The organism is Chloroflexota bacterium (assembly GCA_035652535.1).
In the GTDB taxonomy this organism is placed as follows: domain Bacteria; phylum Chloroflexota; class UBA6077; order UBA6077; family SHYK01; genus DASRDP01.
The window spans coordinates 1-22,603 of sequence record DASRDP010000142.1 but is presented as its reverse complement, the minus strand read 5'-3'; the positions used below and the strand labels follow the sequence as shown (position 1 = coordinate 22,603).

Here is a 22,603-nt window from a genome sequence, read left to right as displayed (position 1 = left end):
TGGTGGGGGAGGGAACGGCGGTGATCTCCTTCCAGAACGGCGTCGAGAACGAGGACGTGCTGGCGACCGTCCTGGGGAGCACGCACGTCCTCGGCGGGCTGGCGTACGTCACGTCGACGATCGCGAGCCCGGGCGTGATCGAGCAGCGGGGCGAAACGGCGCGGATCGTCTTCGGCGAGCTGGACGGGCGCGAATCGCCGCGAGCCCAGGGGTTTCTGGCGGCGTGTCGAGGGGCCGGAATCAACGCCGAGCTATCGCGCGACATCGCCGGCGCCATCTGGACGAAGTTTCTGTACATCTGCGCCTTCAGCGGCGTGTGCACCCTCACGCGCCAGCCGCTGGGCCCCGTCCTCGCGGATCCGGACACGCGGGATCTCTTCGTCACGTGCATGAACGAGGTGGCGGCAGTGGCCCGAGCGCGCGGGGTGCGGCTGGCCGACGACGTGGTGTCACGGCAGCTCGCGCTCGCCGACTCCTACGGGGCTGCCCTGAAGCCGTCGATGCTGGTCGATCTGGAGCGCGGCAACCGTCTCGAGGCGGAATGGCTCAACGGCGCCGTGGCGCGGCTGGGGCGGCAGGCGGGCGTCGAGGCGCCGGTCAACCGCTTCATCTTCACCGCGCTGAAGCTGCTGGCGGAGGGTCAGAGCCCGCCGCCGGCCGCGACGTAGTCCTCCCACGTATCGATGTCCCGCCCAGCTGCGGGATCGGGCATTGGCACCTCGGCCACGGCCTCCGGGTGGCGGCGAATCACCTCGCGTCCGCCCACGTCGCCGGTCAACTGGCTCAGCTCGTCAAAGAAGCGGCGCGCGAAGAGGACCGGATTTCCGCGCTGTCCGCCGTACGCCGAGACGAGGATCTCGCCCCGCCGCGCCTTCCAGGCGTCGACGAGGGCATTGTAGACCCGGACGTCGAGGAACGGCTGGTCGACGACGGAGTAGATGACCGCCGCGCATGCCGGGTCGGCGGCGAGTCGTTCCGCGGCCAGGCGCACGGAGGCGCTCTGACCTCGCGCGGCATCGGGATTGAGGAGGACCTCGACCGCGGGCGCGCGGTGGGCGTCGCCGGCCGGGACGAGCCGCTCCGCGAGGCTGTGCGCGAGCGCAGCGTCCTCCGGCCGGACGACGACGATGCGTCGGTCGATGTCGGAGGCGCCGATGGAGGCGCGGATGGCGCGTTCGAGAAACGTCGAGCCGTCCAGCTCGAGCGTCAGCTTCGACCGACCCATCCGCCGGGAGAAGCCGCTCGCAATGATGACCGCGGCGATGGAAGGATGATCCGGAATCGCTCTTTCCGTATTGCGTCGCAATTTGGAATTACAAGGTCGCTCGTCGTCGCGTCGCCGAACCCGGATGCCGTCCTCCGTATGCCTCTCTCTACATCGACGAAGAGGTGCGGCTCGAGGGGCGGGCGCGAAACGTCGGCGCCTTCACCCGGTTCCTGGAAGCGATGAGCTTTGCCCATGCCGGAGTTTTGAACTCGCCAACGTCGCCCGCGAAGGCCAGGTCGCGCGACGAACGGTCGCCGGGTACGTCGAGGTCCCGGAGGATCTGCTCCTCTCGTTCAGGCTCCCGATCTTTGCCCGGCGTGCGAGGCGAGCGACGATTGCGCACGCGAAATTCTACTTTTTCGATGTTGGCGTCTATGCGCGGAATTCCTCGCCGACCTCCATCCGTGGCGCGAGCTGCCGGTCCCCGCGCAGGGGAAGTCGGCCGGGCTACGCCAGGACGCGCGGCCGCTGCGACTGCGGGCCGAGGATCAGCTCGCCCCACTTCTCGGTGATCCGCTTGCGCATCTCCGGGCTCATCTCGGCGACCGGCGGGAACTCGCTGCGCCACTCGAACGGCCGGGTCGCGTCGATCACGAAGCGCGAGTTGAGGCCCTTCCGCGCCTTGGGGATCCGCGGGTCCAGCGGGCCGCTCCAGGCGCGCTTGATCAGGTCGAACGATTCCTCCGGCTCGGCGCGCGTGCACATGGCCCAGACGACGTCGTTGAGGTCGGTCACCTCGATGTCGTCGTCCACGACGACGACGTAGCGGCCGAGGTACGCGCCCGCGTGGCACATCGCGGCCACGTGGCCGGCCTGTCGGGCATGACCGCCGTAGCGCTGGCGGATGGAGACGGCGACGAGGAGCCGCGCGCCGCCGGCCTCGTGGCACCACACGCCGGTCACATCGGGCACGCCGGCCTTCTCGATCTGCTCCCAGACGAGGGCCGAGCGCATCAGACCGCGGTAGGAGGTCAACTCCGTCGGCGGCTTCCCCGGAGGTGAGCCCAGGATCACCGGATTATTGCGGTGGTACAGCGCCTTGACCTGCAGCACCGGCTCCGCGCGATGGTCCGAGGCGTAGTAGCCGGTCCACTCGCCGAAGGGTCCCTCCTCCGTCGTGTCGCTGGGGTACGCGTAGCCCTCCACGACGATCTCCGCGTCGGCGGGGAAGGGGAGGCCGGTGATTGGGCCCTTGATCACGTCCACGGGCTGGCCTTTGATTCCGCCCGCGTAGTCGTACTCGCAGACGCCCGGCGGCACCTCGACCGACGCGGCCATAAACAGGGTTGGGTCGTGACCAAACGACATGACGACGGGCATCGGCTCGCCGCGCGCAAAGTAGCTGTCGCGCATGATGCGGCCGTGCTTGCCCGGCGAGATGTAGAAGCCGAGACGGTCTTTCCCGACGACCATCACGCGGTAGCAGCCGAGGTTGATCCAGTTGTTGCCGCCGGCGGGGTCGAAGGTGACGTCGAAGCTGCCGGTGCCGATGTAGCGACCGCCGTCCAGCTCGTGCCACTTCGGCGTCGGGAACTTGTACATGTCGATGGTGTCCCCCTCGAGGACGTTCTCCATCACCGGACCGTCTTTGACGTAGTTCATGGGGATGGGGCTGACGTCACGCGACCGCTCGCGCCACAGGGGGAGCAGCTCGCGCATGCTGAGGCCGGTGGGCAGGCCCAGAACCAGCGCGGTTCGGCTCGCGGAGCCCATGCTATTGACGAAGACGCGATAGCCGGATGGGTAGTCCGGAATGTCGTCGAACAGCACGGCCGGGCCGTTGATCTGGTGCTGGGCGAGCTCGGTGATCCCGCCGATCTCCAGATCCCAGTGCGCCCCACGGACGGTTTTCAACTCCCCAAGGTCTTCAACCCGGTCGATGAAGGCCCGGACGTCAGTGAACGTCATCGCATCCTCCAGGAATGTGCGCTGGCGCGCCTGGCAGGACCCCGACTAGCCGTTCGCGCTGAGCTTGTCGAAGGGCGGGGCGTGCGTGGACAAGCTCACCAGGAACCGTTTCGCGCACTTTCTCGCATCCTGCTAGCCCAACTATGCGGCTTGCGCCGAACGCTGGTCAAGCGGGCCGGGTTCATCTCCGATATCCTGGAACACGCGGATCGCATCCGCCATCCGCGACGGACCGGCGCGGAACCACCCGGACGCCAGAGCCTGACGCTGGCGGACGGCAGGAGGAGGCAGACGTATGCAGATGGTCGCTCGCCAGAGCGAGGAATGGGAGAAGGAACTGTTTTCCGTCGGCGGGCTACCGGGCGGGGGACAGCTCGAGATCCGGATGACCGTGTCCGCGAACCATCCGGATCCGGACGTGCTGCGCGTGGCGCGGCGGGTCAAGCCATACAACCCAGCAAGCTGGTACGACGAATGGACGGCTGTGGCGCAGGAGAACGAGAAGCTGGCGGCCACGTTCGAAGCGGACGAGTGCGCGGTAACGGCGCACGAGTACTACCGGCGAGCGGCGGACTTCTACCGCCGGGCGCTGGTCTTCATGCCGGAGAGCGAGCCACGGATGCTTCCGACCTACGACAAGCTGCGGGAGTGCTTCGACAAAGCGTGGAGCCTGGTCCCTCCTCCGTTCGAGCGCGTGCAGGTCCCCTACGAGGGACAGGTCCTGGACGGGCTCTTCTACCCCGCGCGGGGAGTCGCCGGCGGCCGGGCGCCGGTCGTCTACAACTACGCCGGCGCGGATGGCATCTTGCTCCGGGGCGCTGAGGGGGAAGGCGGCGGCGCCGCGCAGTTCCTGCGCCGAGGCATGGCGTTTATCGACGTCGACGGGCCCGGCCATGGCGGCAGCCTGCGATTGAAGAAGCTCTATGCGCCGCCAGACAGCGAGCGCGTGGCGAAGGCGGTCATCGACTATCTCGTCACGCGCGCCGACGTCGATCCAGAGCGCATCGGGATCCATGGCTCCAGCATGGGCGGCTACGCCGCGCCGCGCTGCGCCACGGCCGAGAAGCGGATCAAAGCGGTCGCCGTGTGGAGCGGGGCCTTCAATCTGCGCGACGACATCTTCGACTACTATCCGCCGATTCGAGAGCGGCTGCGCTGGCTCATCGGCGCCGAGAACTTGGCCGATGCCCGGGAGAAGATCGGGGCGTTCTCGTTGGAAGGGCGCGCGAAGGAGATCGAGTGCCCGCTCTGCATCGGGTTCAGTCACGACGATCGGATCATGGACCCGCGCGGTGCGCTGCGCCTCTATCAGGAAGCGACGAGCGCCGAGCGCGAGATGGTGGACGGCGTGGGGCATGGGACCAAGCGCCACGACCGGCGGAACTACCTGGCCGACTGGATGGCGAAGCGACTGGGTGCAGGGTAAGCGCCGTTCTCCCCATCGAGGGACAGGGCCGGGGCCTGTACCATATCGGCGCCATCCCCTGGAGGTACGTGCGCCACGTGGCGGAGCTGCCCGAAGTCGAGACGATGCGCCGCGATTTGGCGCGCGAGATCGTCGGCCTGCGCATCTTAGGCGTCCGAGTGGCGCAGACCAGGATGCTGGGCCGCCAGGACGCGGAGACGCTGCGGAGCCGCGTCGAGCACCGGTTCGTCGCGGCGATCGGCCGTCGAGGCAAATTTCTCTTGCTGCGGCTCGCGACCGGCGGAGGAAACGTGGCCGCCGCGCGCAATGGCTTCCCAACATTCAATAGCCCTTGGGCTGTCGAGGGCGACGCTATTGACCGCCCGATCCTGGCGCCAAACGGTGCCTGCCAGGGCTGCCCAGAGGATGGGGACGCGCTCCTGATCCACCGGGGAATGACGGGTAATCTCTTTCTGAAGCAGCCGTCCGACCCACCGGACGCGCATCTGCATCTTGCGCTCCTGTTGGACGATGGCCGGGAGCTGCGGCTCTGCGACCATCGAGGCTTCGGTGAAGTGCGCTGGGTGTCCGGAGAGGAGATCGCTGCGCTGTGCGCGCGCCTCGGGCCGGAGCCGCTGGGGCCGGCCTTCACCGCGAAGTACCTGGCTGGCCAGCTGGCACGAAGATCGGCGCTCGTGAAGGCGCTCCTCCTGAATCAGTCCGTCGTGGCCGGGCTCGGCAACATCTACGTGGACGAGGCGCTATGGGCGGCGATGGTTCATCCCGCTCGGCGCGCCAACACCCTGAGCGAAGCCGAAGCGGCGTCGATCCGTGACGCTATCGTTCGGCTCGTGCGCGAGAGCATTGATTGCCGGGGCACGACGTTTCGCGACTATAAGGACCTGTACGGGCGGCCGGGTGGGAACAGCCGCCACCTGCAGGTGTTTCACCGCGCCAAGGAGCCGTGCCCACGCTGCGGCGAGCCGATCCAGCTCGTGCGGGCTGCGGGCCGGGGCAGCTCCGTGTGCCTCGCGTGCCAGTCGCCGCCGACCGGATGACTACCGCCGAAGAGATCGTTCCCGTCGCTCAGGATGACCCGGGGCGATGACGGCCGTCCCGACCCGTTCGCCCTGGATGCATCGCGTCGTCCAAAACGATGGAGCCATTCGCACCCGCAGGGCTCCATCGTGCGGATGCCGCGTCACATTTGGCCGGCGCGCTCGGCGAAGTACACGATGATGTCGGTCGGCGGCGGTGGGAAGCCGGACCGTGTCAACATGTCGCACAGCTCGGCTCGGTGGTGCGTGCCGTGGTTCACGACCTGCATCATCGTCTGCCACATTGGCAGCTCGAACGAGTTGCCCGAGGTGTTCGTCCAGCGAAGCGGCGCGGCGAGCTGTGCGTCAGTCACCCCATCCAGGAACGTCTGAACGTCGGCGCGGACACGCGTCCAGTGGTCCTGGACCTCCGCGACGGTGGGGAAGTCGTTAGCGCCCAGGAGGTGCGCCGGGGAGGTTCCCCGCCAGCGGGCGAGCCAGACCGTCTCAGCGGCCGCCAGGTGCGCCAGGGTGCCGTGGATCGAGTCGAAGCTGGCGCCGAATCGCTCGCGTGTCTGCTCCGCGGTGAGCTTCGGGATGAGCTGAAGCAGGCGGTCATTGACCCAGAAGTGGTAGCGGAACAGCTCGCGCAGGGTTTCGGCGTCCATACAGGGCTCCATCGGCGAATCTTGACGTGCCGGGAAGGATACGCCCTCGCCCGTCCGGGCGACACAACGGAAGTGGCCGGGTCCGTCCCGGCCACTTCCACGTGATCTCGGCGGGCGCCGCATCTCACGGGACGGGTCCGCCGATGTTCAGCCCGGTGAGCACGTACACCTTGTTGGAGGGCGGGCTCGTGTTGCCGAAGGCATCGGTCGCCACGACCTCGAAGTAGGTGATGGTAAAAGGCGTCAACCCCGTGACCGTCGCCCCGGTCATGGAGAGGTTGATCACGGTCGCTGGTGTGAACGGCCCGTTCTGGGTCGACGCTTGGAGCACCTGGTAGCTCGTGGCGCCCGCGCTGGGCGTCCAGGTGAGGACGGCGGTGGTCGGCGTGATGGTGCCGACCGTCAGGTTGGTTGGAGACGGGATCGCCCCCGTGCTCGGGGCGATGCTTAGCGACAGGCGCGCTGGCACGACGGTCTCCAGGCCGGTCGGGCCGACAGCTCTCACCTGGAGCAGGTACACGGTGCCCGGCGCCAGACCCGTCACGACCGTGCTTCGGACGAGGACGCCAGGCGTGACCGGAATCGTCTGGACTTGCGCGAAGCTCTGGGGCGCGGAAGCGATGGTCGCGTAGACGCGATAGGTCACCGCCGCCGGGTCGGGCCGCCAGCGGAGGCCGACGCTCCCGCTGGGGGGCACGAGGGCCGTGACGATCGGCTGGTAGTTCGCCTGGGGCGGCGGAGGTGCAGGTGCCGGCGGGGGCGGGGGCGGTGCTACCTGCGCCACGGGAGGAATGCCCCTGCCGGCTGAGCTGAAGAAGGGCGACTGCGCGGCCACGTTTGTCTTGGCCGGGAACGGCGTGGCCGTCGCAGGCGGGCCGGTGGGGGCGGGGGTCGCCGCGAGCTGCGAGGTCGCGGGCGACGCGCGGGGCGTTGGAGGCTGGACGGGTGGCGCGGCGGCAATCGGCGGCGGCGTGAAGGCCAGCGCAGGGCCGGCGACCGTCGCCACGTGCCATTCGGCATCGAAGGCCATCGATCCGTCGCCGTTGATGTCTCCGGGGTTCACGTCGCCGGAAAAGTAGTACAAGGGCCAGTTGTCGAGGGTCACCTGCCAGGTTCCGTCGTCACGCTCGATCAGTCCGAGGCTTGCGCCGAGCCCTTCCGGCGGGATTAGCTCCTCAGCGCTCGCGACGGTGTAGGGCGGCCAATCGACGGCGCACTCATCAATGCATCGGCTCTCGCCGGTGATCTGGTCGTTGTCCCACGTGTAGAGGGACCAACCGTCTGGATCGGTGATGATTGTTCCGTATGCTGGATTCGGGACCAGCGCCACCGTCTCGTTGCTGGGCTCTTCCGCCGTCGCCACGCCCAGGGCATTGAACGTCATCGCCAGCGCGATGGCCATCACGAGTCGGCTACGAGCGGCGAGACTGCTCCGCCCTCCCTCGAGCATGATATTTCCTCCTTCGCCCCCTCGGGAACTAGACAGGACGAGCCGCTCTTGACCTCCCGTGACGAAGGCCACAGGGCAAATTAGCTCGTCGTGCACGGTCATCATGGTTCGGCGCCGTATCCATCGGGCTGTCGTTCCGTAAACCGCGCGTGAACGCAGCGTTGCAGATCGAGAACAAGTTCGCGATGGTTTGGGCAAGGGGCGGTCCGAAGCTCGTGCGGAGGACGACCCATGAGCGGAGCGGCCGCTGCGGAAGACTAGATTCCCAACAGGCGAGCGGCGTTCCCACCGAGGATCGCGGCGCGCTCCTCGGGCGCGATGGGCAGGTTGCGCACCAGTTCGACGGTGCGGCTCACGGGGACGTGAACTGGCGGGAAGTCCGTCCCGAGGACCACGTGGTCGGCCCCCACGGTTCCCACGCAGCACATGACGGCCGGTGGGTGGAAGCCCATTGTATCCAGGTAGAGCCGCTGGATGTACTCCGACGGCGGAGCCTTGAGGACGTCCGGTTCCCACGGTCCGAAGGCGGGGTCGCCGCGAAGCTCGTAGCCGAAGTCGAGCCGCCCTGGCAGGAGGGAGATCGCGCCGCCCATATGGGCCAGGACGAGCCGGAGGGCGGGGAATCGCTCGAAGCCGCCCATCAGGATGAAGCGGGCCAGGCTCAGGCTCGTGTCAAAGGGACGGCCCACCAACTCCGGCAGCCGAAAGATCTCCATCTTTTCGGCCCCGATGGTGACCCGCGGCGGGTGAACGAAGACCGGCACGTCGAGCTGGGCCACCAGCTCGAAGAAGGGAACGGCGCGCGGGGAGTCCAGATATTCGCCCGCGACGCTGGAGTTGACCATAATCCCTTTGAGGCCGAGCTGGCGCACGGCGCGCTCTGTCTCGCGTAGAAAGCCGTCGCTTTCGAACGGAACGGCAGATGCGAGCCCGAGGAGGCGCCCAGGGTAGCGGTGCGTCATCTCCGCCGCGAACTCGTTGTACCGCTGGGCAGCCTCGAGCGCGGAGAGCCCGGGCGGAACCCGGATCCAATTGTTGCCAAACACCGCGACGTCGACGCCGCAGCGCGCCTGCTCCTCGAGGACGGACTCGTAGTCGAACATGCACGCCGGCGCGGTCGGGGCGCTCCAGTCCGAAGGTCCGAGGTGGCAGTGGCAGTCGATGACGCGGGCCGCCCGCGTACCTATGAGCACGGTCATACGCACCGAGTGTAGACCGGTTCGGTCCAGCGCTGCCAGGGCGCCGCTCTCCTGCAATCCCCTGATCGCGCCAGATCGCCCCTGATTGACCCGCCCCGGGCTCGGTGCTACCCTGGCACCGCATTGAACAGGAGAATGCCTGGAGGGATCGCATGGCTCGGGCGAACCGCCGTTTGACCATGGTCTGCGGGTTGGCAACGCTGGCGGTCGCCGCGTGTACGGGGGCCGTGCCCTCCCGCCCGGCCGCCTCGGGGACCGAGGCGGGCCAGCAGGCGCAGGCCACGCACAAGGTACTTACCATGGGCATCACGACCATCATCGACGCTTTCTCGATCGCGGGGAGCAGCACCACCACGGGCGGTGGGCTGGGCATCATCGAGATCCATTCCCAGGCGATGTTTACCGCCGACAAGACGACCGGACGACCCATCCCACGGCTCCTCGCCGAGCAGCCAACGACCGACAACGGCGGTCTCCGCCTGACGGACGACGGAGGCATGATCTCGACCTATAAGCTGCGGCCGGACGTGAAGTGGGCGGACGGAACGCCGTTGACGGCGCAGGACCTGCTGTTCTCGTTTCGGGTCGCGAAGAGCGGGATCGTTCAGATGATCGACTCCGGACCCGCGCGGCTCATGGGGTCGGCGGAGGCGCCCGACGACCGGACGTTTGTTATCCACTGGAATCAGCCATATTACCTGGCAGACGCCATCGGCCTTCGCGCGCTCTGGCCGCTGCCAGCCCACATCCTGGAGGCCGACTACGCGACGATGATCGAGGAGCAGAAGGACCCCCAGGCGTGGTACGCGAAACCCTATTGGACGTCCGAGTACGTACACGTGGGCCCATTCAAGCTCGTGGAGTTCACGCCGCAGGTCGAGGCCGTGTTCGACCGGGTGGACGACTATTTCCTCGGCCGGCCGAAGGTGGACCGGATCGTTGTGAAGCAGTTCACCGATTCCGGGACCACGCTGGCCAACGCGCTGGCTGGCGGGATCGACATGGGGACCGAGACGGTGTTGAACACGGTCCGCGCCCTGGAGCTGAAGCGCCAGTGGGACGCGAACGGCGGCGGCACCGTGTGGTTCGGGACCGGCAACACGTGGTTTGTCAGCATTCAGTTCGATTCCAACGTTCCCAATTTCGTACCCGTGCTGATGGACCCGCGCGTTCGACAGGCGCTCATCATGGCGATCGACCGCGACTCGTTCGCCGACTCGGTCACCGAAGGGGTTCCCAACACAGCGGCCTATGCCATCCTGCCGCCCGACAATCCGCTCTTCAGCTACGTGAAGGATGGCTGGAAGACGCGCTATCCGTACGACGCAGCGCGATCGGCGGCGACCTTCGAGTCGGCGGGCTGGCACAAGGGCGGGGACGGGGTCTTGACCAACGCGGTGGGCGACCGCATGCACTTCGAGCTGCGCACGACGGCGGACTCCGAGCGCAAGCTCGCGATCCTGGGCGACATGTGGAAGCAGGCCGGCGCCGACCCGGAGCAGCTCGTAATTCCCGCCGCGCGCGCTCGTGACACCGAGTATCGCCAGCAGTTCCCGGGCGGCGAGATCACCGCGCGCGGGAGCCAGGACTCGATCCTCACGCGGCTCGAGTTAAGCGAGCAGCCGCGGCCGGCCAATCGGTACGCCGGCAACAATCGCGGGCACTGGTCGTCGGACCAGTACGAGGCGCTGGTTACGCGCTACCGCTCGTCCCTGCGCGAGGAAGACCGGGGCGAGGCGATGAAGGAGATCCAGGACCTGATGCTCGACGAACTTCCGCTCCTCATCCTGTACTACGAGCCGCACGCGGTCTTCGCGCGCAAGGGCGTAACGGCGTTCCAGGATGACTTTGCTGGCGGCTCGGACGCCGGGCGCGCCTACGGGACCTACTCGCGCAACGCCCACGAGTGGGATATTCAGGGCTAAGGCCCTACTGCCACTGCCACTCCCACACGTTCCACAGGGTGGCGGTGCCGACCGCCGACGGCTCCTTCGGGCCGGACAGGCCGGCGCTGTACGCGGTGGGCGCGGGCTGAATGTGGGTCGGGGTCACCGCGGCGTCGTCGGTCATGACTTTGAGGGCGTCGATGAGGAGTCCTTCTCGCTCGTGCGGGTCGATGCTCCCCAACATCCGTCCCCACAGGTCGTCGAGCTGTGGGTTGGTATAGCCGTTTCGATCCTGGCCGTTCCAGCGATTTTCCGGACCGGACAGATTCGGGGTCACCCATACCATGTTCTCGAGCGTCATCGACCGTTGGCTATAGGCGACGGCGCGGAATTTGCTGCGTAGCTCGCCGTTGCGGAGTTCAGACGTGGCGAGGCGTCGGATCTCGCTGCCGATCCCGACGTCTTTCCATTCGTCGACGACAATCGCCGCCTCCTGCTGCTCCACCTCCGTCGGCTGGTTCAGCATCGGCATGTCGAGCGGCTCGCCGGCCGCGTTGCGTGCGATGCCATCCGGCCCCTTCGTCCAGCCTGCCTCTCGGAGAAGGGCCTCGGCCCGGCCGGGATCGTACTCGTACTTGGTCACGGCGTGGTCGACGGCGGGGAACGCGGGATCGCTGGGCGGTAACCAGAAGTGCTGGACGTGGCCGTGGCCGGCGAAGATCGCGTCCACGATACCCTGCCGATCGATGGCATGGAGGGCCGCTCGGCGCACGCGCACGTCGAAGACGGCGCGCTGGGTATCACCCCAATCCCGCGATTGGAACTCGATAATGCGTGGATTCCCCTCCCAGTACTCAATCTTTCCGTTCCAGTTGGCTTGCTCGAGCGCCTGCGCCTGCGGGAAGCCAATGGTGAGATTGAAGGCGACGTCCGCGGCGCCTCCCAGGAGCGTCGCGACGACCGTGTTGGCGTCGGTGATGAACTTGAGGTGGATTTCCGGGATGTGGGGCTTGCCCAGAAAGAAGTCCGGGTGCGCCGCGAACACGATCTCCACTCCCGGATCCCATCGCTCGACACGATACGGGCCGGCCCCGACGAAATCGTTGCGCCAGTGGCTGCCGGTAATGAACTGGTCTATGTCCTCGGTGTAGAGGGACTCGAGCTTGTGGCGAGGCATGGGCGAGAAATAGGGCAGCGGGATCATGCCTGCCCACATGTACGCGTCCTTCCACTCCATGACGAGGGTATGGTCGTCGACGGCGCGGACCTCGCTCATCCGTCGCTCGAGCGGTGAGTTGACGGCCGGATACGCCGGGTCCATCCGAACGGTGTGGGCGAACACGAAGTCGTCGGCCGTCAAAGGCTCTCCATCGTGCCACCGCGCGTTCGAGCGCAGCTTGTAGGTGGTCTCCATCGTGCCGTCGGAGAAGATTTTCCACGTTCCCTTGTCCACCGAGGGCAGCTCCTCGGCGAGGTAGGGAGCGGCTTGCTGCTGAGGCGTGAAGTATGCGAGGAATGCGCTGGCCAGCGCGGATTCTTCGCGGTTCTGCGGGAGGAGGCTCGGCTCGAGGGCGACCGGCTCGCGCGGATAGGCGATCACGAGGGCGCGCTGAGGTACGGCGGAGGCCGCAGGGCCACCGGCGCGCACGGCGGACTGCGGCGCCTGGGCGGCCGGGGCGCACGCGGCCAGCGCAAGCATGGTGACGGCCAGCCAGACGGGAACACGGCGGCGAAGCGGCCGGTGGCGCTGCATCCGCGGGCGCTCCGGCCCGGAGGGCGCCGACGTCCGCCAGGTATCGTTCGCGCTCGGCGCTCCTGTCTGGTTCATCACCGTCCACATCCCCACACGGCCTCCTCTCTCGAAGTCGGGCCGGCGCGAACGGGCGAGTGCGCCACCATAAGCGAACCGGTAGCGGGTGGGCGATCGCGCCGGGCGACTCGCGCCATTGTGACCGATTCCGCGGAGGCGTTCCAGCCCGCCGCGTCGATCCCTGCTACACTGGGCCGGGCACGCCTGCGGGTTGCCCGCCAGTGCCGGGAGGATGCTTCGCGAACGCTGTCGATCTTCGGCCGAATTCCATCGCTCGTCCCACGACCCCATGCATCGATCGATTTTGCGAAGCCCGGCCCATTGTCGATTCAATCGCGGGTGGTGATCGCCGGCGGGATCGGTATCGCTGCGACGCTCTTTAGCTTCTATCGCCTGTCAACAGGCGGCCGTGGCGAGTGGGATTTCGCCTGGGCGGTTGGCGGAGCGCGAGACCTCCTCAGCGGGGTCGACCCCTACAACGATCTGCACCTGGGCGCCTGGGAGGCGCCGCTCTTCTATCCGTTGCCGGCGCTGTTTGTCGGCATGGCCTTCGTCCCGCTCCCGCATATTTGGGGGGCAGCGGTCTTCATCGGCATCTCCTCTGGGCTGCTGGCTTTCGGCCTCACGCGTCGAGGGCTCGCGCCGCTCGTGACGTTCTTGAGCCTCCCCTACCTCTGGGCGGCAAGCATCGGACAGTGGTCCATCGTGGTGACGGCCGCGGGTTTGATTCCCGAGCTGTCATTTCTCTTGCTGATGAAGCCGACCCTGGGCCTTTCGATCCTTGCCGGCTTTCCATCCAGGAAGGCGATCGCCGTGCTCGCAGCGGCGGTTGCCGCGACCGCTGTTCTGAGCATCGTCTGGTTTCCTCAGTGGTTCGGCGAGTGGCTCGTGAACGTCGGGGAAGGTTCGCACGTCCCGCCGATCCTGGTGTTTCCTGGATGGCTTCTGCCGGTGGCCCTGCTCTATCGCAAGCTGCCGACCGCGAGGCTGTTGTTCGTCTTCGCGTGCGTCCCCCAATGGCTGGATTTCTACGACCAGGTCGTGCTGTTTCTGATTCCTCGATCCAGTCGACAGTACGCATACCTGGCGATCGCGAGCTGGGCGTGGATGCCTATCTGGAGACTCTTTCCACCGGGTCACCCCTTTCACCTCGACCGATACCTCTGGGACATCGTCTTCGACCTTGCGGCGCTCGGCCTCGTCCTTGCACAAGGACGCGGCTGGGCGACGACCGGCGGCGAGGCATCCAGCATGCCGGACGATCTGGCCGCGGCTCCTGTATAGCCGACCCATCGCCTTGATGTGCCCCAGGGCAGACCCGTAGACTACGGCGTCCCGACGGAGCGATCGCCGTGCGCGCCAGCGCGTGCTACGTCAAGCAGCAGGAGGAATACGCGCGTGATCGGTGGCGCCGTATCGGTTATGAAGGAGCCGCTATGATCCTCGCCGGCTGTGCGCGTACGCTGTCGCGCTGTCTCCTCGCCGGGTCCATCGCGGGCGGCAGCGGGCTTCTGGGCCAGGCGCCGGCGACGCCGCTGGCCATTGCCGCGGAATCGACGGAGGCGCCCGGCCAGACGGCGACGGCGCCCCTCGGGGTCGTCCGCGTCGAGCCCGACCGCGGCGTCGTCGGGACGAGCTTCACCGTTGCAACCGATGGCCTGCCCCCGGGCGCCGTCGTCGGCTGGGAATGGCTGACCTGGGACGGCACGTACGACACGAACCCCAGCTCCGAAACGGTGGAATATCTCCATCGCGCATTCGTCGATCGACGGGTGTCACTCGGGCAATCGGTTGCCGACGAAGGGGGCCGGGCGTCTGCCACGTTCGTCGCCCCCGAGGATTTTGGCGAAGTCCACTCCATATACGCGGTCGTCGACGGAGCGGACGTGGCGCGCGGCGGGTTCCGGATCCAGCTCAGCGCCTCGCTCTCGCCGACCGAGGGACCCATCGGCACCCCCATTACGATCCGAGTGACCGGCATGGCGGCCAAGCTCTTCTCCGGGAGCACGCTCGCGGTGCGCTGGAACAATGCCTACACCGGTGTCCTCACCGCGACGACGACACACGGCACGGCGGCGGCCCGAATTCGCGCCGCGGGGCCGGTTGGTGATCAGTACGTGGTGCTAAACGCAGGCACGGTCCCAGCGTATCTGAACATCGCTCAGTCTCCCTACGACTTCGTGTACGCGCACCTGCCCGACCACGAGGACATTCGCCTCCCCTTTCGCGTGACGGGGGATGGGGGAATGCCGCCCGACCAGATGGACTGGCCAGATCCTTCCCGCGTCGCTGAGCTGGGCCCCGATGCCCCGCGGACAGCCGCGGTCAACCCGCCGAAGCCCGGTGTCGGGGCGGAACTTCGACCGGCGCGAGGTCCGATCCTCTCCACGCCGACGCTCGTGGCCACGGGCCTCGCCCCCGGTGCGGACGTGCAGATGTGGTGGGTCACGGCGCGCGGCAACCGAGTCACGCCGAGCGGGTGGAGCCTCGCCGATATTCCCTTGCCGCCCGCCACGGCCGGCGACGACGGGGCGCTGACGGTGTCGATCACCGTGCCGGACGATCTGGGCGGGTGGCACGTATTGAAGATGGCGCAGAACGACGCCGTCGTGGCGGAGGCGCCGTACTTCGTCGAGCGCAGCCTCGCCGAGGTGTCGCACCGTCAGGTGCACGCCGGCGACACGGTGACCGTGCACGTAAAGGGTCTGGGCTGGACGGAGTTGGACAACGGGTTCGCCGTGACCTACGACAATTCGCACATCGGCTATGCGTGCGGCTTCAACAGCGATGGCGACGTCGTCATGCAGGTCCTGGCGACGGGCGGGCCGGGCACACATCTCATCGATCTATACCCGATGGTGTATACGGGTCATGACGCGAAGGCCTGGTACTGGGCGCCTGTTCTCACCTACGCTGAAGACTTTCCCGCGCTGGAGCTGGGCTACCGATTGCCAGCCATTCGTATCGCCATCACGATACTCTGACGCGTCTGATCGCCTGAAAGAGGAGGAAGCGACCATGAGGATTCCGCGATCCCCCGCGCATAGCAACCTCGCGCTCCTGCTTGGCGCCCTGTTGGGTGTCGGGCTCGTTTTCGGCTGGGCCGGCCCTGCCCACGCGCAGGATGCCGACGGCCAATCGACTGAGTCCCAGCCGAGCGCGTCACAGGAAAATACCGGTCCGGTCCCGCTGATCTCGGTCATACCCGGGCCGGCGGTACCACCAGGTGGGCCGCCGCCGAGCACTGGCGAGAAGCCGCCGCTGCCGGATCTCTACTCGCAGCCCGTGGGTCCGTTCACCATGTACATGGATGTGATCGCCACGGGTCCCAGCGCCTACGGGCTCTTCACCGCGCCCGGCTGCGTGCTGGACGGCGTCTTCAAGCGAGGGATGAAGCTCGTCTGGCGGTTCGAGGTCTACGACATGGCGACCGGCCGCCGGGTGACCGATCGGGACGGTGCGACGGTTTCCATCTCGCTGCCCGACGGTTCGCAGATCCCGGCGCGGTTCGACCAGCGCGCGCCGCCCGGCGAGGCCGCGCCGGATTCACCGTGGACCTGGGTGGCGGTCTGGAACATTCCCCCCGACTACCCGCTCGGTCCGGTGGAGTATGCGGTGAACGTCTCCACATCGGATGGACGTTCGGCGGCCCTCCGTCCCGCGACGTGGGGCAGCGTATACCCCCAGATCGTCGACTAGTTTTGGGATGTGGCGGGGGCGAACCGCCCCCGCCTCCCGAAGGACGTGGTGCATGATCCGATCTCTCGTCCTGGCGGCGCGCTTTGCGCTCGCCGGCGCCGTAGTCGCGACGCTGACCGTCTTCTCCGCCCTCGCCGATGACGATACGGATGGCGCGGCCGGCGCAACACAGGCAGACGCCCCGGCGCAGCTCGTCGTGGTGACGGCGTCGGACTTCAAGTTCGATCCCGCCGATATCACCGTCGGCAATGGCGCCGTTTCCTTCTCGGTAACGAATCGCGGCATCATCGACCACAACTTCGCCGTAGAGACGCCCGGTGGTGACATTCTGGGAAGCGTCGCTAACTTCGCCCCCCGTTCCACGGCGACGCTCGATTTGACGCTCGCCCCTGGCGCCTATTCGATCGTGTGCACCCTTCCCGCTCATCGTGAAGCCGGGATGATCGGCACCCTCACGGTCAATCCGTAGCGAGCAGCTTCGACCGAGCGAATTTTCGGCGCTGCTCGCGCCGTTTTCGCTTTGCGTCACCCGATCGATGGCGTCGGATTGCGGCCGCCTGCCGCCTGCTATGATGACTAGACGCACGTGAGAGCCGCATGACGAACCCACTCCTGGAGACCCTCCGTTCCCGCGTCCTCGTGCTGGACGGCGCGATGGGCACGGGGATCCACGCGTCCAATCTCCCCCTCGGCGACTACGCCGGCCTGGAGAATTGCTGCGAGATCCTCGTTTCCACGCGGCCAGACATCATCGACGGGCTGCACCGCGCCTATCTCGCGGCGGGGTGCGACATCATCGAGACGAACACCTTCGGCGCCATGCCGCACGTGCTCGCGGAGTTCGGCATCGCGGCCCGCGCGCGCGAGCTGAACCGACGGGCGGTGGAGATCGCGCGCGAGGCGGCGCGCGCGTACACAACGCCCGGGAAACCGCGATTCGTCCTGGGCGCGATTGGACCGGGCACCAAGCTCGTGACCCTCGGCCAGATCTCGTGGGATGCGATGCTCGCCAGCTACGCCGAGCAGGTACGCGGGCTTCTCGATCCGCGGGGCGGGATCGACGGGCTGCTCATCGAGACGGCGCAGGACCTCCTCCAGTGCAAGTGCGCGGTGGCGGCCGCGACGGACGTGCAGCGCGAGCTGGGCATCTGGGACACGGACCGGCGGGTCCCGATCTTCGTTCAAGTGACGGTCGAGGCAACCGGCACGATGCTGCTGGGCAGCGACATCGCCGCCGCCCTCGCGGCGTTGGACCCGCTGCCCATCGTCGGCATCGGACTCAACTGCGCCACCGGCCCGCGAGAGATGGCAGAACACGTCCGGTACCTGAGCCACCATTCGCGGAAGCTGATATCCGTCGTTCCGAACGCCGGACTCCCCATCATCGAGAACGGCGAGACCCTGTTCCCCCTCACGCCCCAGGGTCTCGCGACGGCCGCCCGGCAGTTCGTCGAGGAGGACGGCGTGAATATCGTCGGCGGATGTTGCGGCACGACGCCGGAGCACGTCCGAGCCGTGGTCGAAGCGATCGGGACGCGCGCGCCCCGCGAGCGCAATCCGGAGGTGCTCTCCCAGATCGCCAGCCTGTACAGCGCGGTGGACCTCCGCCAGGAGAGCAGCGTGCTCAGCATCGGCGAGCGGACGAACGCCAACGGCTCGAAGCGCTTCCGCGAGATGCTGGCCGCCGAGGAGTGGGATGGCTTGGTGAGCTGGGCGCGGAGCGAGGTGCGCAGCGGCGCGCACGTGCTCGACGTCTGTGTCGACTACGTCGGGCGCGACGGAGTCGCCGACATGCGGGAGGTCGTCAGTCGATACGTCCAGCAGGTGTCCGTGCCGCTGGTGCTGGACTCGACCCAGGCGGACGTGCTCGAAGCCGGGCTGAAGCTGAGCGGCGGCAAGTGCATCGTGAACTCCATCAACTTCGAGGACGGGGAAAAGCGGCTCCAGGACGTGTGCCCGCTCGTCAAGCGGTTCGGCGCGGCCGTCATCGGCCTCACCATCGACGAGGAGGGGATGGCGAAGACGGCGGATCGGAAGCTCGCTATCGCAGAGCGACTGTACCAGCGGTGCACCGAGACGTACGGCATCGCTCCGACGGACATCCTGTTCGATCCGCTGACGTTCACGATCTGTACCGGCAACGATGACGACCGGCGGCTGGGGCTCGAGACGCTGGACGGGATCCGGCTCATCGCGGAACGATTTCCCGAGTGCGGCCTGCTCCTCGGACTCTCGAACGTGAGCTTCGGGCTCAAGCCGGAGGCGCGCCAGGTCCTGAACAGCGTGTTCCTGCACGAGGCGCGCGAGCGCGGGCTCACCGCCGCCATCCTGCACCCGTCGGGCATCCGGCCGCGCCACCGGATCCCGGACGAGCAGTGGGAGGCGGCGCTTGACCTCATCTACGACCGCCGCCGGGAGGGATACGATCCCCTGCTCTCGTTCATTGGGCTCTTCCCCGACGACGCCGGGCCCCGGCAGCGGGTGGCGATGGAGAACCTGACCGTCGAGGAGATGCTGCGCAACCACATCGTCGACGGCGAGAAGCGCGATCTGGAGAAGCACCTCGACGAGGCGCTGGAGCGCTACACGGCGTTAGAGATCATCAACGACCATCTGCTGGGCGGGATGAAAATTGTCGGCGAGCTGTTCGGCTCCGGCCAGATGCAGCTCCCCTTCGTGCTGCAGAGCGCGGAGGTGATGAAACAGGCGGTTGGCTACTTGGAGCCGCACATGGAGCGCGTCGAGGGACAGGTGCGCGGGAAGCTCGTGCTCGCCACCGTCAAGGGTGACGTCCACGACATCGGCAAGAACCTTGTCGACATCATTCTCACCAACAACGGCTACCGGGTGATCAACCTGGGGATCAAGCAGCCCATTTCCAACATCATCGACGCGTGGATCGAGCACGAGGCGGACGCGATCGGCATGTCCGGCCTGCTGGTCAAGTCTGTTGGCGTGATGAAGGAGAATCTGGAAGAGCTGAACGCGCGTGGGATCACGGTCCCCGTGCTCGTCGGCGGGGCGGCCCTCACCCGGCCGTACGCCGAGACGGAGCTGCGCAACACCTACGAGGGGCGCCTGTACTACGGGAAGGATGCCTTCGAGGGGCTGCACATCATGCAGGCCATCGCAGAGGGCCGGCTGGCCGAGGTGGACGCAGAGATCGATGGTCGCGTGACGAGGCGTGCGCAAGGCATCGAGCGGGCCGCCGCCCGCGCTACGACAACGGCGCCGGCGGCGGCTCGGCGCTCGCGCATCGCGCCGGCGCCCACGATCCCGAAGCCGCCGTTCTTGGGCACCCGCGTCGTCCGCGACGTGCCGGTCCAGCGGATCTACGCGTACGTCGACAAGACGGCCCTCTATCGCGGGCAATGGGGCTTCAAGCAGGGGAGCCTGGACGCGGCGTCCTTCGAGCGGCTGCTCGCCGACGAGGCGGAGCCGATCTTCAAGCGGCTCTGCGCCCAGGCGCAGGAGGAGCGCCTGCTCAATCCCGCGGTGGTCTACGGATACTTCCCCGTCAATTCCCGTGGCGACGATCTGATCGTCTTCGATCCCGCTGACCCGGAGCGGGAGGTGGAGCGGTTCACCTTTCCCCGACAGCAATCGGGCCGCGGGCTGTGCATCGCGGACTTCTTCCTCCCGCTGGAGGCCGGCGAGCGCGACGTTCTCGGCGCCTTCTGCGTGACCATGGGCCGCGAGCCGACCGAGCGCGCGCAGGCGCTGTTCGCCTCCAACGCGTATACCGAGTACCTGTATCTCCACGGGCTCGGGGTCGCGTGCGCGGAGGCGCTGGCGGAGCTCTGGCATCAGCGCATGCGCCAGGAGCTGGCTATCGATTCCGAGGACGCGCCCACGCTGCGCGAGCTCTTCCAGCAGAAGTTCCGGGGCGGGCGGTATAGCTTCGGCTACCCGGCGTGCCCCGATATGGCTGACCAGGCGAAGCTCTTCCGGCTCTTGGAGCCGGGACGGATCGGCTGCGAGCTGACCGAGAACTGGCAGATCGATCCCGAACAATCCACGAGCGCCATCGTGTGCCACCACCCGGACGCCAAGTACTTCAACGCGTGACGATCCAAGCCCCATCGACCCGCAGGGTCGATGGGGCAAAGCATTTGAATCCGGCACGTTTCCATGCGATTCGCTGAGAGAAGGAATCGACGTGCCGGTATTCCTCGTCGGGCCTCGACGCTGGGTTCCCGATCAGTATCGCCGGATGCCATTTGAGGAACCCGCGATGCGCAAGAATGCGGTGTAAGGAAAACAGCCCGTCGACGGCGCTCCCAACCTCTAAGCCGGATAGGCGACCTGGTGTTCGAGAAACATCTCGCGGCGCTCACGGCCGGATTGCTCGATGGCCAGCAGCACTTCCACGGTGGCCATGCCCCAGCGGCCGTCGCACTCCAGCGGCCGTCCGGTCTCAATGGCGTCGGCGAAGGCGTTCAGGCGGCCGTCGCGTCCGTCTTCCGGGCCGGTCATCGGGATCTCCCATTGCTTCTCATCGCCGTAGACCATGAGGCCATTGGATGAGAGTTTGACGTCCGCGTGGTCGTAGCTGACGAGGAGTGGCCCGCCGAGGATCCAGCCACCGGTTGAAACCCGGCCGCCCTCGCGTCGGTCCCCACCGTACCGCTCATCCCGCGCGGCTGCCGTCTCCCACTCCACGCTGTTCCCGTGGCTGCGCAGGTCGCGCCGCGCCTCCGCGTAGACGCTGGGATCGATCAGCTCTCCGGACTTGAACCCGTGGACCAGCTCGCTCGACTCATAGTGATCCTGGCCGCTGTAGACGCACGTGCCGATCGCGCCGCTCTCGAACTCGAAGTAGGCGGAGTGGACGCCAGGCACTCGACGACTCGCGTCCCACACCTGGGCGGAGCCGCGCACGCTCCGCATCATCCCCAGCCCGATGGTGCGGAGCAGGTCGAGCTGGTGGCCGCCCTGGCGCCACAGGATGCCGCCGCCCCACTCGGGCGTCAGCTCCTCGGGCGTGCGCGGACGGTAGAGCCAGTCCTGGTAGCGCCAGTGGTGCATCATGCGCAGCGCGCCGAAGTCGCCATTCTGCGTGAACTTTCGGAGGGCCTGGATTCGCGGCTCGAAGCTGTGCTTGACGTTCACACCCAGCAAGGTGTTGCTCGCGTCGGCCGCCTGGACCATCGCCGCGGCATCCTCGAGGGACACGGCCATCGGCTTTTCCACGAGCGCGTGCTTCCCCGCCTTTAGGGCGTTGACCGCGTGCTCCCGATGAAATCGGTTCGGCGTGCCGATGTAGACGAGGTCGACGTTGCGGCTCTCGCAGAGGGCCTCCGCTGTTTGCCACGTCTCCGCGTCGGGAAAGTCGCGCTTGAAACGGGCGAGGATCTCCGCGTCGAGGTCCGCCCCGGCGGCGATCTTAAAGCGCGGGTTCCTGGCGAACTTCGGGACCATCGCCCGCGCCGCGCCGCCGAGGCCGAGGATGCCCACGCGAATAGGTGGATGCGCGCTCGCAGTCATGCTCTTTTCACTTCCCCCTGTCTTGGCGGTGTTGGTGGCAGGCGTGCAGAGGTTCGGGACGATGAGCTCAGTCGCTTGTCGCAGCTGCCAGTGCTCGGGCTGCCCAGCGCTCCTCTTCGCGGATCTGCTGCTCCGCGAACGCGCGCCAACCTTCGGTCGCGGGCCCGAGGCCCGAGAATCCGAGCGGTTGCCGCGATTGCGAATGGTGCGATAGTCGGGCCCGATCTCCGTCGTCAGCCAGTGCTCGTGCTCGTGGCGATCGATGGGGCGGTGGCGCCCGAAGTCGATGGCGTACCGGCAGCTATGCGTGTCGTTCAAGGGCACGTGCCAGCCCATATGGTAGCCGCCGACGTCGGGGCCGGTGGTGGAGACGACGTTGACGTTGGGCACGATGAACGTCGAGGCGCGAACGAACGTCTGATCGCCCACCGGGCGTAGCGCCAACTGGCGCGTCCCCCATCCCGTTTCTTCCACCTCCAGAAACGGCGGAGGAGATTCCCCATGGATGGTCCGGGCCCGACGCGGGTCGAGCGCTCGTTCTCTTCCTTCGTCAACACGATCGGCGCCTTCTTCGCGACAGCTCCTGCGCGGCGACGTGCTGGGCGAATGGTCTATACCATCACGGGAACGACACGTCAACGTGCGGCTGTGCGGGGACCGACAGATCCTATACACCCCGGGCGGGAGCGCTATGCACGGTACGTCGCGGCGCTGTATGAATCGGCGCAGTTCGCATCGGGGGCGGGGATGGAGCGCTATCGGGAATGGTGGCCCTTTGATCCGCCGA

Annotated in this window: 17 protein-coding genes; 10 read left to right on the top strand and 7 right to left on the bottom strand. The window is 67.4% G+C overall.

Going from position 1 to position 22,603, the window contains the following annotated elements:
- Window positions 1–668 (top strand): 2-dehydropantoate 2-reductase (locus VFC51_17645; GenBank protein ID HZT08851.1); only part of this gene is annotated, 668 nt, incomplete at its 5' end.
- Here the strand turns inward: VFC51_17645 and VFC51_17640 are convergent.
- The gene (locus VFC51_17640; GenBank protein ID HZT08850.1) at window positions 641–1,306 is read right to left on the bottom strand and encodes a nucleotidyltransferase family protein; all 666 of its coding nucleotides are present in this window, start codon (window positions 1,304–1,306) and stop codon (window positions 641–643) included. The genes VFC51_17645 and VFC51_17640 overlap by 28 nt on opposite strands.
- A 408-nt stretch (window positions 1,307–1,714) precedes the next feature.
- The gene (locus tag VFC51_17635; protein HZT08849.1) at window positions 1,715–3,175 is read right to left on the bottom strand and encodes a UbiD family decarboxylase; all 1,461 of its coding nucleotides are present in this window, start codon (window positions 3,173–3,175) and stop codon (window positions 1,715–1,717) included.
- Between the two features lie 295 nt (window positions 3,176–3,470).
- Between VFC51_17635 and VFC51_17630 the strand changes: the two genes are divergently transcribed.
- Window positions 3,471–4,601, top strand: a complete 1,131-nt coding sequence (locus tag VFC51_17630; GenBank protein ID HZT08848.1) for a prolyl oligopeptidase family serine peptidase — start codon at window positions 3,471–3,473, stop codon at window positions 4,599–4,601.
- Window positions 4,602–4,669: 68 nt separating this feature from the next.
- Window positions 4,670–5,638: a bifunctional DNA-formamidopyrimidine glycosylase/DNA-(apurinic or apyrimidinic site) lyase gene (gene mutM, locus VFC51_17625; GenBank protein ID HZT08847.1), complete on the top strand. Its 969-nt coding sequence runs from the start codon at window positions 4,670–4,672 to the stop codon at window positions 5,636–5,638.
- Window positions 5,639–5,781: 143 nt separating this feature from the next.
- On the opposite strand, the gene VFC51_17620 is transcribed toward mutM, so the two are convergent.
- From VFC51_17620 to VFC51_17610, 3 genes are all read right to left on the bottom strand, one after another.
- A complete protein-coding gene (locus VFC51_17620; GenBank protein HZT08846.1) occupies window positions 5,782–6,285 on the bottom strand; it encodes a DinB family protein in 504 nt (167 codons plus the stop codon).
- A gap of 124 nt (window positions 6,286–6,409) precedes the next feature.
- Window positions 6,410–7,735 (bottom strand): fibronectin type III domain-containing protein, encoded by a 1,326-nt coding sequence (locus VFC51_17615; GenBank protein ID HZT08845.1) that lies wholly within the window; start codon window positions 7,733–7,735, stop codon window positions 6,410–6,412.
- A gap of 257 nt (window positions 7,736–7,992) precedes the next feature.
- Window positions 7,993–8,928, bottom strand: a complete 936-nt coding sequence (locus VFC51_17610) for an amidohydrolase family protein (GenBank protein HZT08844.1) — start codon at window positions 8,926–8,928, stop codon at window positions 7,993–7,995.
- Window positions 8,929–9,086: 158 nt separating this feature from the next.
- Between VFC51_17610 and VFC51_17605 the strand changes: the two genes are divergently transcribed.
- Window positions 9,087–10,859, top strand: a complete 1,773-nt coding sequence (locus tag VFC51_17605; GenBank protein ID HZT08843.1) for an ABC transporter substrate-binding protein — start codon at window positions 9,087–9,089, stop codon at window positions 10,857–10,859.
- Between the two features lie 4 nt (window positions 10,860–10,863).
- On the opposite strand, the gene VFC51_17600 is transcribed toward VFC51_17605, so the two are convergent.
- A complete protein-coding gene (locus tag VFC51_17600) occupies window positions 10,864–12,648 on the bottom strand; it encodes a peptide ABC transporter substrate-binding protein (GenBank protein HZT08842.1) in 1,785 nt (594 codons plus the stop codon).
- 303 nt (window positions 12,649–12,951) lie between these two features.
- On the opposite strand from VFC51_17600, the gene VFC51_17595 reads away from it, so the two are divergent.
- From VFC51_17595 to metH, 5 genes are all read left to right on the top strand, one after another.
- Entirely contained in the window at window positions 12,952–13,914 is a 963-nt protein-coding gene (locus tag VFC51_17595) for a hypothetical protein (protein HZT08841.1), read from the top strand.
- Between the two features lie 68 nt (window positions 13,915–13,982).
- Window positions 13,983–15,614 (top strand): hypothetical protein, encoded by a 1,632-nt coding sequence (locus tag VFC51_17590; protein ID HZT08840.1) that lies wholly within the window; start codon window positions 13,983–13,985, stop codon window positions 15,612–15,614.
- Between the two features lie 34 nt (window positions 15,615–15,648).
- Window positions 15,649–16,329, top strand: coding sequence for a hypothetical protein (locus tag VFC51_17585; GenBank protein HZT08839.1), 681 nt, complete (start codon window positions 15,649–15,651; stop codon window positions 16,327–16,329).
- Between the two features lie 52 nt (window positions 16,330–16,381).
- Complete coding sequence (locus tag VFC51_17580; GenBank protein ID HZT08838.1) at window positions 16,382–16,798, top strand: cupredoxin domain-containing protein; 417 nt, start codon at window positions 16,382–16,384, stop codon at window positions 16,796–16,798.
- A gap of 128 nt (window positions 16,799–16,926) precedes the next feature.
- Window positions 16,927–20,397, top strand: coding sequence for a methionine synthase (metH, locus tag VFC51_17575; GenBank protein ID HZT08837.1), 3,471 nt, complete (start codon window positions 16,927–16,929; stop codon window positions 20,395–20,397).
- A 219-nt stretch (window positions 20,398–20,616) separates the two neighbouring features.
- On the opposite strand, the gene VFC51_17570 is transcribed toward metH, so the two are convergent.
- On the bottom strand, window positions 20,617–22,260 hold the full coding sequence (locus tag VFC51_17570) for a Gfo/Idh/MocA family oxidoreductase (GenBank protein HZT08836.1): 1,644 nt from the start codon (window positions 22,258–22,260) through the stop codon (window positions 20,617–20,619).
- 57 nt (window positions 22,261–22,317) lie between these two features.
- On the opposite strand from VFC51_17570, the gene VFC51_17565 reads away from it, so the two are divergent.
- Window positions 22,318–22,603 (top strand): hypothetical protein (locus VFC51_17565; GenBank protein ID HZT08835.1); only part of this gene is annotated, 286 nt, incomplete at its 3' end.

Coding starts and splice junctions, on each gene's coding strand:
- VFC51_17635 (HZT08849.1), bottom strand. CDS start 3,175: ATGACGTTCACTGACGTCCGGGCCTTCATCGACCGGGTTGAAGACCTT.
- VFC51_17630 (HZT08848.1), top strand. CDS start 3,471: ATGCAGATGGTCGCTCGCCAGAGCGAGGAATGGGAGAAGGAACTGTTT.
- VFC51_17620 (HZT08846.1), bottom strand. CDS start 6,285: ATGGACGCCGAAACCCTGCGCGAGCTGTTCCGCTACCACTTCTGGGTC.
- VFC51_17615 (HZT08845.1), bottom strand. CDS start 7,735: ATGCTCGAGGGAGGGCGGAGCAGTCTCGCCGCTCGTAGCCGACTCGTG.
- VFC51_17605 (HZT08843.1), top strand. CDS start 9,087: ATGGCTCGGGCGAACCGCCGTTTGACCATGGTCTGCGGGTTGGCAACG.
- VFC51_17600 (HZT08842.1), bottom strand. CDS start 12,648: ATGAACCAGACAGGAGCGCCGAGCGCGAACGATACCTGGCGGACGTCG.
- VFC51_17585 (HZT08839.1), top strand. CDS start 15,649: ATGAGGATTCCGCGATCCCCCGCGCATAGCAACCTCGCGCTCCTGCTT.
- VFC51_17580 (HZT08838.1), top strand. CDS start 16,382: ATGATCCGATCTCTCGTCCTGGCGGCGCGCTTTGCGCTCGCCGGCGCC.
- metH (HZT08837.1), top strand. CDS start 16,927: ATGACGAACCCACTCCTGGAGACCCTCCGTTCCCGCGTCCTCGTGCTG.